This window comes from Paenibacillus campinasensis, from assembly GCF_002272015.1.
GTDB classification, from domain to species: domain Bacteria; phylum Bacillota; class Bacilli; order Paenibacillales; family Paenibacillaceae; genus Paenibacillus_AQ; species Paenibacillus_AQ campinasensis.
The window spans coordinates 167,367-177,974 of the sequence record NZ_NPBY01000027.1; the positions used below are offsets into that span (position 1 = coordinate 167,367).

Below are 10,608 nucleotides of genomic sequence, written 5' to 3' on the forward strand. Positions count from 1 at the left end.
TGAGCATCTAAAGAACCGTAATGACTACTGAACCTGCTCTGTATAACATGCAAGATATCCCTAAGAAATCGGACATGGACTTGGCGAATCCGAACATTCATGGTATGCTGTTGCATGCGAATCATGTCAGATATGAAAGACAGCCCTGCAGGATGTGATCCTGCGGGCTGCCTTGTTGCGGTTACAGACGATAATGCGATCATCAGGACGTTATTATGGGTCATCGAAGCCGGGTTCATGGCGGTACTTGCCAAGATCGATGCGGCCGTCGGCAGTAAGCTCGATTCCTTCCTCACGCAAGAACAACTCCTGCATCAGTTTGGACTCAGGCTCCTGGAGAGCAATCTCTCCTTTCGCGTTGACTACGCGATGCCACGGCAGCTGGTGGGCCCGGCTCATGGAATGAAGAATTCGAACGACCTGCCGGGCCGCGCGCGGGCTTCCGGCCTGCCTGGCAATCTGTCCGTAAGTCATGACAGATCCTTCCGGAATGGCTTTAATAATTTCGATGACCCGCCGGGTAAAGGGCTGCAAGTGTAGTCCCTCCAATGCGTGACATGATTTAGAACTAATACGATTTATCGTAATCAATTACATTCCGGTGGAGTGGGCGGCCCTGGGTATAGGCCTTGAGATTGTCCAGGAAAATATCTATGACCCGCTCGGCATATTGATCTGTATCCCCGGCTTTATGGGGCGTAATGATCACATTGTCCATACTCCACAGCGGATGGTCCTGAGGGAGAGGCTCCTTCTCGAATACGTCAAGCCCGGCTCCGGCCAGCTTGCCGGCTTGGAGCGCCTCGACCATGGCGTCTGTAACAACCGATTGTCCTCTGCCCACATTAACGAAAAAGGCGGAATCCTTCATGGCTGCAAATTTGTCGCGGTCAAAGATATGGGTTGTTAATGGGGTCAGAGGAAGAATATTGACGATATAATCACCCTCGGACAGGGCTTTCGTCAATTCATCAACCTTATACATCACATCGATGTGCGGGCTCGGCTCGCCGGAATTCCGGACGCCAATCGTGCGCATCCCGAAGGCCTTGGCCACCTGGGCAGTCTGCCTTCCGATTTGCCCAACGCCGACAATGACGATGGTTTTGCCGGCAAGCTCGGTAAAGGTGCCTGCCGTGTCCCAATGGCGGTTCGTCTGCTGTCTGACGGCGTGATGCAAATTGCGGACAAAGCCGAGAATCATGGCAAAAATATGCTCCGTAATCGGAATGCTATGTACGCCGCTGGCATTGGTCAGCCAGATTCCTTTTTGCCGAAAAGCGTCAAGCGGCAGCTTATCAACGCCGGCCGACCATACCTGAACCCATTTCGTATGGCTGTCAGGAGCGACAGCCTCGCCCTCTACCTTGCTGGACCAGCCAAGCAAGATCTCGGCTTCCCGGACCATGCCGGGAGCAAGCTCGCCGATCTTGGATGTGATCAGTTCGAAGCCGGGGGCGGCGGCCTGGATCATGTTCTTGTGTTCGGTTGTCAACTCATGCAGTGCTAAAATTTTGGGCATGAAACTACCTCCTGGGCGTGAATTCAGGCTGATGGCAGCCTTGGAACGATCTTTCTTTGGAAATAGTTTATCAAATTTCAGTCTTGTGCGCATACGCGCCCTCAATTTTTGGTCGCCATAGTAAATTGTTGTACAATGGTTCAGACTAACGAAGACATGTTCATCTGAGAGCCAACATGATGTCCTTAACGCGGCAGATCGGAATGAACGATGAAATTTAGATGATATTTTCATGTGGAAGGAAGCGTGGCTTATGAGCGGCTTTGGCGAATCGATGGAGCGATTATTTATTGCGGTGCATCTTCCTGAAGAGGCATCGGCGAACATAAGGGAATGGGCAGAGAAATTATCCGGACAAGCGTCCTTTCGAAAATGGGTGCATCCTGCCGATTATCATGTGACGGTGCAGTTTCTGGGAGATACGCCAGCTGGTCGTATTCCGGAGATTGTTCAGGCGCTGCAAACCGCTGCGTCCGCTCATGCCCCGTTTATGCTGGGTGTCTCGAATGCCGGCGTGTTCGGAACGAATGCTTCGCCGAGAATTTTGTGGGCAGGCTTGAACGGAGATATCAAGGCATTGTCTGCGCTTCATCGGTCGGTTGTATCCTCGATGGAGGCCTTCGGGTATGTACCGGAATCAAGGCCATATCGTCCGCATATTACGGTAGCCCGCAAATTCGAAGGGAAATTCCCGTTCATGATGGATTTGCTTGGGTCTGGACCCAATCCCATCCAGTGGAAGGTTGATGAACTAACATTATTTCGAACGCGTTTGGGACATAGCCCAATGTACGAAAAGCTAGATGTGGCGCGGCTTCACGGACATTCCAAATAAAGGGATTTAAATGTTCATAAAATTACCATGTTTTCACCGCCTAAAAATGTGGTTACATAGTGTAGGAATGTGCCGACATCATAGGAGGAAAAATATGGTTATCAGAATGTTAAGGCAAAATCGCTGGATCGCTCTTTTGATCGGAGTGCTGCTGGTGAGTTTGTCTCTTATAAGTATGTTTGGAATGCAAACAACAACTGCAACGACAGGGGAAGAACAGCGGGAGATGCCAAGCTTTAAAGCAGCCGCTCCAGACCCGGTCCATGCGCTGAACAAAACAGAAGAAGCTGCGAGGAGTACGAATGACGGGGAATCTATCGAACTTTTAACTTCAATTGTTTTCCAGCCTTGGAATGTACCAGAAGGTGAGATTGTATCTCTTCTCAACCTGAAGGAAGACGATTCAGCTGAAGCGGAAAACCTGCCTTCTCACAATAAGACCAAAGCTGCTGCCTTGGAGAGCAAAGAGACAGATGCCAAGCAAGCAGTAGGGGGAGAAACAGAGAATAAGCAGGGGAACCAAGCTGTCAAAGCGCAAGCTGAAAGCCATAACCCCCCCACAACCTTGTTCTTCACAAGAACCCAAACGTTAACCCAGGCCGAGAAAGATCAGGCGACCTGGACCTACGAGGTGTCAGCTGAAGAACGGCTTCTGCTAGAGAAGATTGTCATGGCAGAGGCGGAAGGCGAACCGTACGAAGGCAAAGTGGCAGTTGCCAATGTTGTCTTAAACCGGCTGCGGTCAGCCAATTTTCCCAATACTATTACTGATGTGATCTATCAAAAGCACCAATTCAGTCCGGTTGCCAACGGGCGTCTTAAGCGTGTTACGCCGAATGAAGAGACGATCCGGTCAGTGGAGGCGGCCCTGCGCGGTCACAAGGAAGTCGCTGACGATACGTACTTTTTCCTGTCGCTGAAATTGGCCCAGGATTTGACGGTGCATCATTCAAGAACATTTGTTAAACAAATTGGAAACCACTCTTTTTACAAGTAGTCCCTTTCTCGGGTAAACTACAAGGTAGGAGGTGTGTGTTTAACCATGAAAATAACGTATTACGGCCATTCAAGTTTGCTGTTGGAAGAAGGTGGAGTCCGGGTTATCATTGATCCGTTTATATCCGGCAATCCAGCTTCGGGAATCGCTCCCCAGGATATTCAGGTGGATGCGGTTGTGCTGACCCATGGACATTCCGACCATTTTGGGGACAGTATCGAAATTGCAAAACAGAACGACTGCCCGATTATTGCGATATTTGAGCTTGCTTCCTACTGCGGCAGTCAAGGTGTGAAGGCACAGGGATTGAACATAGGCGGAAGCGCTCAGTTTGATGGTTTCAAGGTCAAGTATACGCAGGCTTTCCATACATCTTCGATTGAGGTGGACGGCCAGTTCCGGTATGCGGGAGAGGCCGCAGGCGTCATTGTGACGATGGGGGACAAGTCATTCTACCATGCCGGTGATACCGCCTTGTTCAGCGATCTGAAACTGATTGGGGAACTGAACAAGATCGATGCGGTGGCGCTGCCGATTGGCGACCTGTTTACGATGGGGCCGGAGGAAGCGCTGCTCGCTGCGAAGTGGATCGGTGCCAAGCATGTGATCCCTGTTCACTACAACACCTTCCCGGCCATCGCCCAGGATGCCGAAGCTTTCTGTGCCGAGCTGGAGAAGGCGGGTCTTCAAGGACATGCGCTGAAGCCGGGTGACAGCTTGACGCTGTAGCATGCTGGCATCAAGAGATCACTCGCGGTAGGCATTTTTCCACACGACAAGAACTGAGGTTCATTGAATAATAGAATCGAATGAAATGAGAAGAAGCTTCCCGTGCATGATTGGCATGGGAAGCTTCTTTATGGTGATTATACAGGCATGTATAAGCTGAGGCCTTGGGGCTAGGCTAGGAGTTATCCGCCGTGAACGTGTAAGGCATGTCCCCATATGGCTCGGCTGCTCTGTCCTCCAGCAAAGCAAGCACATGGGAAGCGCAGCGGCTCGGTGTCACAATCGGGAGGGTGACAGCCCGGTTTCGATATTCCGCGGCATGCTTGTCGCGATGAGCGAGCATGTCCAGCCATTTATGAATGACGGCAGGAGAATCCAGCACTTCTCCCAAGCCTTGGCTTACAAAATATTGACAGTTCTCTTCCTCCTGACCCGGGATCGGTTCATAGAACAGCATCGGGATTCCTTTGGCTGCGCCCTCGGTGCATGTCATCCCGCCGGGCTTCGTGATTAGCAGATCGGATACGTCCATCAGCTTATGGATATCATCGCGATACCCGAAGACGTGAATATGCGGGTGACGAAAAAGCGGGTCCTCACGCATGTCCGCAATCTGCTTCTCATTATCGCCCATGCAGAAGATGAGCTGGATATCGTCCGCCCGCCGGGCCAGAATCCGGGTCAGCTCTTGGTTGAAGATCAGCCCCCAGCCGCCCCCCATAATGAGGATGGTGGGCATATCCTTGATGTGAAGCTCGGCATGAAGCTGCTCGCGGCATCTTCGTTCCCAGAACTTCGGATGGACAGGAATTCCTGTCACATGTATGTATTCTGGCTCCACCCCGCGCTGCATCAATAGATTCTTCACATGCGGCGTAGATACGAGATATTGATCGACCTCCGGATTGACCCATGTGCCATGCGCGTCGTAGTCCGTGATGAGCGTGTATAACGGTGTGGGCAGTCCCTGGCGCTTCAGCCGGGAGACAACGGCATTCGGGATCGGATGGGTGCATATGATGACATCCGGCTTCAGCTGCTCGATCACCCGCTCGGCCTGCGCATAAAAGATGCGATGAAGCATGAGCCTGGTGAGGCGGTTTAATGATTTTGCATATCCGGAACGGTAAAGCTTTCCGACCAGCTGGGGATGCTCGCTCACGGTTTTGCGATATGCCGACTGGATCATCGGCGCTACCGTCGGATTCAGGAAATGGCCGAGCTCCATTACGCGGCAGTGCACGTCGGGGCACATTTGCTGCATGCCTTTGGCCAGCGCGTAGGCCGCCTGGGTATGTCCGGTTCCGAATCCTTCCGAGAATAGAAGCACTCTTGTATATTTCATAGTTCACCTACTTTTTTCTACTCCTATCCAGTTTCTAGTTCTGACATAACCAGTCTATTAGATGTAAATTCTTGAAAAATAGGAGTGTATAATAGTATACGTGTGAACACGGCGGGCAGTTCAACTTTTTTTCATGCTTGTCGCCAAGCGCGGTACGCCGCGGCATCTTCTTCGTTGAACGAACAGCCCTGCTCTTTGTTATTTAGACAAATCCCGTCATATTGACCCTGGAACGGGCTGAATTTTTTTCAGTACCTGCTTGCAAAAGAGAAAGCCATCTGTTACATTTGTTGTTGACTGAATGACCGAAAATGGATTTTGGTCATTTATGCGGCAATGAAGAGGTAACAATAATAACCGTACAGGAGGGGTTAGCGTGCCAGCTGTGGATCGGCGGAAGCAGGTGCTGGAAGCTGCCTCCAAATCGTTTGCTTTATTCGGGTATAAAGCGACGACGATGGAACAGGTGGCGAAGATTGCGAATGTAGGGAAAGGAACGATCTATACCTTTTTTACGAACAAGGAAGAGCTGTTTGACGAGATTCTGCAATCGTCCATTGTGGAGATGAGGCGCATTAGCGAGCGGGAGATTCGGGAGGACCGGGATTTCTTCGACAATCTGTACCGGGTGCTGGATGCGCTGCTGGAGTACCGGAGCGAGCATGAGCTGTTTATTAAGCTGTCCCAGGAACTTCGGGATATCGGAACCCCGATGGCGCATGAAGGATTGGCGAAGGTGGAGAACAGCATTATCGGTTACCTGCAGGGCATTGTGGAGCATGCCATCTCGATCGGGGAAATCAAGCCGCTGGATGCGCAGGTCGTGTCCTTTGTCATGTTGAAGCTGTACGTAGCGCTCACGACGGACTTTAATCAGCTGCGCGAGCCGCTGGATAAGGAGCAGATCAAGGAGTATATGATGCTGTTTCTGGCGGAAGGATTGAAGGCAGAGTCACCGGGGGCGCGTTAACATAATGCAGCTCGCTTGGTTCGGTTGTTGTTATTGGTTATATAGAAGGAACTGATACTGGGCGGGCTGAGCTGAAGCATTCGATGAAACAGACGACGGAGATGAGGGACCGCCTGGAGGTGGGTTCCTCGTACTCGCCCTTTCTCTGCCCGATCAGCAGCGGTTTAGTGGAGAGGCAGGTGGATGACCAGCGAAAGGCATGCTAATGCCCCATGCCGGTCAGGTTTCGTAAAGCTGGCTCATATCGTCGTATCATGAATTTCGGCCTGGGACAAGGCGCGCTCGAGCATAGCAGTCTGGCTGAATGGAAATGGTTTTTTGAGGTGGTGGAGTTCGTATTATTTTTTTGCTCTAAAATGACCAAATGGGGAAAATGGTCAACTGGTATCTGTAAAAAAGAGAATATTAAAATTGGGATCAATCGGATGACCCGTGTTTGACGTTATAAACTTGTCTGAAGCGAAGGGAGAAGAGGGAGGGCTTAAGATGCTGGAGAAGCAAGGGCTCGCTTTTGTCTTCGGATTCGCTGATGGGGTTATGAAGAAAACGGAGGGGAAAGTGACCAGGATGTTCCTTCCTTTTCCGCAGCGGCATGATTCGCGAATCGTCAAGCGCTGATGTCTGATATGAACCTGAAAATTAGAAATTAGAGATGATATATAGAAAGAGAAACAGAAGGAGAGAGACAGGATGAAATCATTATCTGTATTTGCTAAAGATGTCGGCGCTGCTGTCCGGAACCGGAAGTTTCTGGTGACGATCATCGCAGTGTTATTTATCCCGGTGCTGTACAGCGGGATGTTTCTCGGCGCATTTTGGGACCCGTATGGCAAGATGGATGAGCTGCCTGTTGCTGTTGTCAACAACGATACCGGCGCTGAGTTTGAAGGGAAGTCGCTGCAGGCGGGTGCCGATCTTGTCGCGGAATTGAAGAAAGCGAAGGCGTTTAATTGGCAGTTCGTCAGTGAAAGCGAGGCCGAGCAGGGGATGAAGGACAACAAGTATTATATGACCATCGTCATCCCTGATAATTTCTCGCAGCAGGCGACCACGCTGATGGATGATCATCCGCAGCCGGCCAAAATCGTGTTTAAACCGAATGAGGGCTACAATTTCCTGGCCGGACAGATCGGCGGCACAGCGGTAAAGGAAATTCAATCCAAGGTATCTGCGAAAGTCACCGAGGCGTACACCGAAACGTTATTCGATCAGGTGGAGAAGGTTTCGGGCGGCCTGAGCGAAGCCGGAGACGGCGCGAGCAGGCTGTCTGAAGGGGCGGTTGAGCTTGATGAAGGAGCGCTCAAGCTGAAGCAGAATCTGGCGAAGCTGGCCGATGGAACGCTTGAGCTTCAGCAAGGCATCGCGCCATTGACGGCAGGCGTGCAGGAGCTTGACGCCGGAGCCGGAACGCTGAAGTCGGGCGCCAGCGCGCTCGCTTCGGGCCTGGCGCAGCTTCAAGGCGGGCACGGCGAGCTGCTGGCCGGTGCCGAGCAGACCGGCCAAGGCGCAGCGAAGCTCGAGGCCGGGCTGGAATCGGCGGCCGAGGGCAGCGCCGAGCTGAAGGCCGGCCTGGATGCCAACCGGGCCGGCGCCGCGGAGCTTGCCCAGGGCGCGCACAGCGCGCACGAGGGCAGCCGTCAGCTTGAACAGGGATTGAACCAATCCCTGGAGGCGACGGCAGCGCTCGAGCAAGGGGCGAAGCGCGTAGCGGAGGGGCTCAAGCAGCTGGCGGACAGCCAGCCTGAGCTGGCCGCCAGCCCGGACGTTCAGCAGCTGCTGGCGGCAAGCCAGTCGCTTGCCGCTGGCACGAGCGAGCTGAACGCAGGCCAGAAGCAGCTGGCCCAGGGCGCAGCCGGGCTTGCGGAAGGCACGGCCCGGCTGGACGCCGGGGCCGGGCAGCTGAGCGCCGGAGCGGAGCAGCTGGCGCAAGGAAGCGAGCAGCTGGCCGCAGGCAGCCAGGAGCTGCTCGCTGGGGCGAAGCAGCTGAATGCAGGCCAGAAGCAGCTGCTGGACGGCATGAAGCTGTTCGGCGCGAAGCTGGGCGAAGCCGCTGCCGGGGGCAAGGAGCTGGCCGGCGGGGCAGTGAAGCTGTCGGAAGGCACGGGCCAGCTGGCCGCCGGGGCTGGCGAACTGGGCTCTGGTGTCGCTGCGCTCACTGACGGGTCCAGACAGCTGGATTCCGGTGCGGGTGAACTGGTAAGCGGCATGGACACGCTCAAGGCGGGCAGCGGTGAGCTGGCCGAGAAGCTGAATGAGGCGGCGGACAAAACGAGCGGCCTTCATACGACCGATGAGACCGTGAGCATGTTTGCCGGTCCTGTGCAGGTCGATGAGATGAAAGTGAATGAGGTGCCGAATTACGGTACCGGCTTCTCGCCTTATTTTCTGTCCCTTGGCCTGTTCGTCGGCGCGCTGATCTCCACGATCATCCTGCCGATCCGCGATACGACGGTGCAAGGTGCGACAGGCTGGAACCGGTTTGTCAGCCGGGCGTTATCCTTTGCCGGCATGGGGCTCGTGCAATCGCTGCTGGCGGTCATTGTGGTGCTGTACGGATTGAAGCTGGAGGTGCAGAGCGTGCCGCTGTTCTACCTGTTCTCGTTCATCACAAGCCTGTCGTTCATGTTCCTGGTGCAGATGTTTGTCACCTGGCTTGACCAGCCCGGGCGCTTCGTGGTCATCATCATTCTCATTCTGCAGCTGACGACAAGCGCAGGCACGTTCCCGGTAGAGCTGATTCCGGGCTGGATGAAGGCGCTGAATCCGCTGCTGCCGATGACCTACAGTGTTATGGGCTTCAAGGATGTTGTGTCGACCGGAAACTTCAGCGGCATGTGGAGCAGCGCCGGAGTGCTGATCGGTTTTGGCGCCGTGTCTCTGATCATCACATCGCTATATTTCCTGATTCATCACAGTAAGCATAAATCGGCCGGGAGCAGCACGACTGCGACTGCCTGAGGTCTTATGATTAGAAAGAAGAGCGATCATGCGCGGGATTCCCGGGCGTGGCCGCTCTTTTTTCGTAGGGATGGCTGCATATCTGCCGGCGTGGCGGTTCGGTATGTGTTATTTGCATGTTTTTTTGCACTTTTCTACATAAATATGATCCGGAAAGTGTGACTCTACTCACAAAAACAATTCTTATCATATTCATAAAAACTTTGAATTGCCTGCTACCATCTGTGATGATAAAATATATAGAACTAATTCATCTACGTGTTAGGTAAATGTTAACCTTTGTCGCTTTTGCACAATACTGCATTACCTCTTAGAAGCGTTTCTGCGCGAAGTGGGTTGCGGTGAAGTGCAAACCTATCTTCCGTTATACCAATGTATTTTTATAATCTTATAAAGAAAGGTTGCATCTTATGAAACATACTGATTTCCCACAGAAGCAGGGCCTCTATGATCCTCAGTTTGAAAAAGATGCGTGCGGCATGGGCTTTGTTGCCCACATCAAAGGCAAGCCTTCCCACGAAATCGTCAGCAGTGCGCTGACGATGCTGGCGAACATGGAGCATCGCGGCGGCCAGGGAAGCGAGCCGAACTCCGGCGACGGAGCGGGCATCATGATACAAATTCCGCATGCTTTCTTTGCAGAAGAGGCGAGAAAACTGGGCTTTGAACTGCCGGCTGCCGGTCAATACGGAGCGGGCATGCTGTTCCTCTCCCATGATCCTCAGGTGCGTGCTGCCCATGAAGATTTGCTTGCATCCATTATTGCCGAGGAAGGGCAGACACTGCTAGGATTCCGTGACGTTCCGACCAATGATGAAATGCTGGGCAAGACCGCGAAAGCGGCAAAGCCGTACGTGCGTCAAGTCTTTATCGGACGGAGTGAAGACATCAAGGATGATCTTGCGTTCGAGCGCAAGCTGTATGTGATCCGCAGACGCGCTGAGCTTGCGATCCGCTACAGCGGCAAGCCGGAAGGCGACAGCTTCTATGTATCCAGCCTGTCGTGCCGGAAAATCGTGTACAAGGGGATGCTCACCACCGAACAGGTGGGACAGTTTTACCTTGATCTTCAGGAAGAGCGTTTCGAATCTGCGATTGCGCTCATCCACTCCCGTTTCAGTACGAACACATTCCCGAGCTGGGAGCGTGCCCACCCGTACCGGTTCATGATCCACAATGGCGAGATCAATACGCTGCGCGGGAACGTGAACTGGATGCATGCGCGTCAGTCGCTGTTTGAGCATGAGCTGTT

At 53.1% G+C, this 10,608-nt stretch carries 11 protein-coding genes and 1 pseudogene; 9 read left to right on the plus strand and 3 right to left on the minus strand.

Annotation, left to right across the window (positions count from 1 at the left end; translation table 11 throughout):
- Positions 1-213 precede the first annotated feature (213 nt).
- Both CHH67_RS08535 and CHH67_RS08540 read right to left on the minus strand, forming a co-directional pair.
- On the minus strand, positions 214-534 hold the full coding sequence (locus tag CHH67_RS08535; RefSeq protein WP_095264741.1) for an MGMT family protein: 321 nt from the start codon (positions 532-534) through the stop codon (positions 214-216).
- Between the two features lie 34 nt (positions 535-568).
- A complete protein-coding gene (locus CHH67_RS08540) occupies positions 569-1,522 on the minus strand; it encodes a D-2-hydroxyacid dehydrogenase (RefSeq protein ID WP_095264742.1) in 954 nt (317 codons plus the stop codon).
- A 232-nt stretch (positions 1,523-1,754) separates the two neighbouring features.
- Here CHH67_RS08540 and thpR point away from each other — a divergent pair, with 232 nt between their 5' ends.
- From thpR to CHH67_RS08555, 3 genes are all read left to right on the plus strand, one after another.
- Positions 1,755-2,357, plus strand: a complete 603-nt coding sequence (gene thpR / locus CHH67_RS08545; RefSeq protein ID WP_244908127.1) for an RNA 2',3'-cyclic phosphodiesterase — start codon at positions 1,755-1,757, stop codon at positions 2,355-2,357.
- 94 nt (positions 2,358-2,451) lie between these two features.
- Complete coding sequence (locus CHH67_RS08550) at positions 2,452-3,354, plus strand: cell wall hydrolase (protein ID WP_095264744.1); 903 nt, start codon at positions 2,452-2,454, stop codon at positions 3,352-3,354.
- A 45-nt stretch (positions 3,355-3,399) separates the two neighbouring features.
- Positions 3,400-4,083: a metal-dependent hydrolase gene (locus CHH67_RS08555; RefSeq protein ID WP_095264745.1), complete on the plus strand. Its 684-nt coding sequence runs from the start codon at positions 3,400-3,402 to the stop codon at positions 4,081-4,083.
- Between the two features lie 175 nt (positions 4,084-4,258).
- On the opposite strand, the gene CHH67_RS08560 is transcribed toward CHH67_RS08555, so the two are convergent.
- On the minus strand, positions 4,259-5,428 hold the full coding sequence (locus CHH67_RS08560; RefSeq protein WP_095264746.1) for an MGDG synthase family glycosyltransferase: 1,170 nt from the start codon (positions 5,426-5,428) through the stop codon (positions 4,259-4,261).
- A 376-nt stretch (positions 5,429-5,804) separates the two neighbouring features.
- Here CHH67_RS08560 and CHH67_RS08565 point away from each other — a divergent pair, with 376 nt between their 5' ends.
- The 6 genes and pseudogenes from CHH67_RS08565 to CHH67_RS08580 all read left to right on the plus strand — a co-directional run.
- Positions 5,805-6,398, plus strand: a complete 594-nt coding sequence (locus tag CHH67_RS08565; RefSeq protein WP_095264747.1) for a TetR/AcrR family transcriptional regulator — start codon at positions 5,805-5,807, stop codon at positions 6,396-6,398.
- Positions 6,399-6,481: 83 nt separating this feature from the next.
- A complete protein-coding gene (locus CHH67_RS27020; RefSeq protein WP_255223013.1) occupies positions 6,482-6,604 on the plus strand; it encodes a hypothetical protein in 123 nt (40 codons plus the stop codon).
- A 48-nt stretch (positions 6,605-6,652) separates the two neighbouring features.
- Positions 6,653-6,838, plus strand: a complete 186-nt coding sequence (locus tag CHH67_RS26495) for a hypothetical protein (protein WP_218832011.1) — start codon at positions 6,653-6,655, stop codon at positions 6,836-6,838.
- Positions 6,831-7,016, plus strand: a complete 186-nt coding sequence (locus CHH67_RS26500) for a hypothetical protein (protein WP_141235829.1) — start codon at positions 6,831-6,833, stop codon at positions 7,014-7,016. The genes CHH67_RS26495 and CHH67_RS26500 overlap by 8 nt, the downstream gene beginning before the upstream one ends.
- 72 nt (positions 7,017-7,088) lie before the next feature.
- A complete protein-coding gene (locus tag CHH67_RS08575) occupies positions 7,089-9,356 on the plus strand; it encodes a YhgE/Pip domain-containing protein (protein WP_095264749.1) in 2,268 nt (755 codons plus the stop codon).
- A 410-nt stretch (positions 9,357-9,766) separates the two neighbouring features.
- A pseudogene (locus CHH67_RS08580) lies at positions 9,767-10,608 on the plus strand (glutamate synthase subunit alpha); the annotation flags it as partial.

What these genes read in the sequence shown, in the direction of transcription:
- CHH67_RS27020 (WP_255223013.1), top strand. Translation starts at nt 6,482, where the DNA reads ATGAAACAGACGACGGAGATGAGGGACCGCCTGGAGGTGGGTTCCTCG.
- thpR (WP_244908127.1), top strand. Translation starts at nt 1,755, where the DNA reads ATGTGGAAGGAAGCGTGGCTTATGAGCGGCTTTGGCGAATCGATGGAG.
- CHH67_RS08560 (WP_095264746.1), bottom strand. Translation starts at nt 5,428, where the DNA reads ATGAAATATACAAGAGTGCTTCTATTCTCGGAAGGATTCGGAACCGGA.
- CHH67_RS08550 (WP_095264744.1), top strand. Translation starts at nt 2,452, where the DNA reads ATGGTTATCAGAATGTTAAGGCAAAATCGCTGGATCGCTCTTTTGATC.
- CHH67_RS08540 (WP_095264742.1), bottom strand. Translation starts at nt 1,522, where the DNA reads ATGCCCAAAATTTTAGCACTGCATGAGTTGACAACCGAACACAAGAAC.
- CHH67_RS26495 (WP_218832011.1), top strand. Translation starts at nt 6,653, where the DNA reads ATGAATTTCGGCCTGGGACAAGGCGCGCTCGAGCATAGCAGTCTGGCT.
- CHH67_RS08555 (WP_095264745.1), top strand. Translation starts at nt 3,400, where the DNA reads ATGAAAATAACGTATTACGGCCATTCAAGTTTGCTGTTGGAAGAAGGT.
- CHH67_RS08575 (WP_095264749.1), top strand. Translation starts at nt 7,089, where the DNA reads ATGAAATCATTATCTGTATTTGCTAAAGATGTCGGCGCTGCTGTCCGG.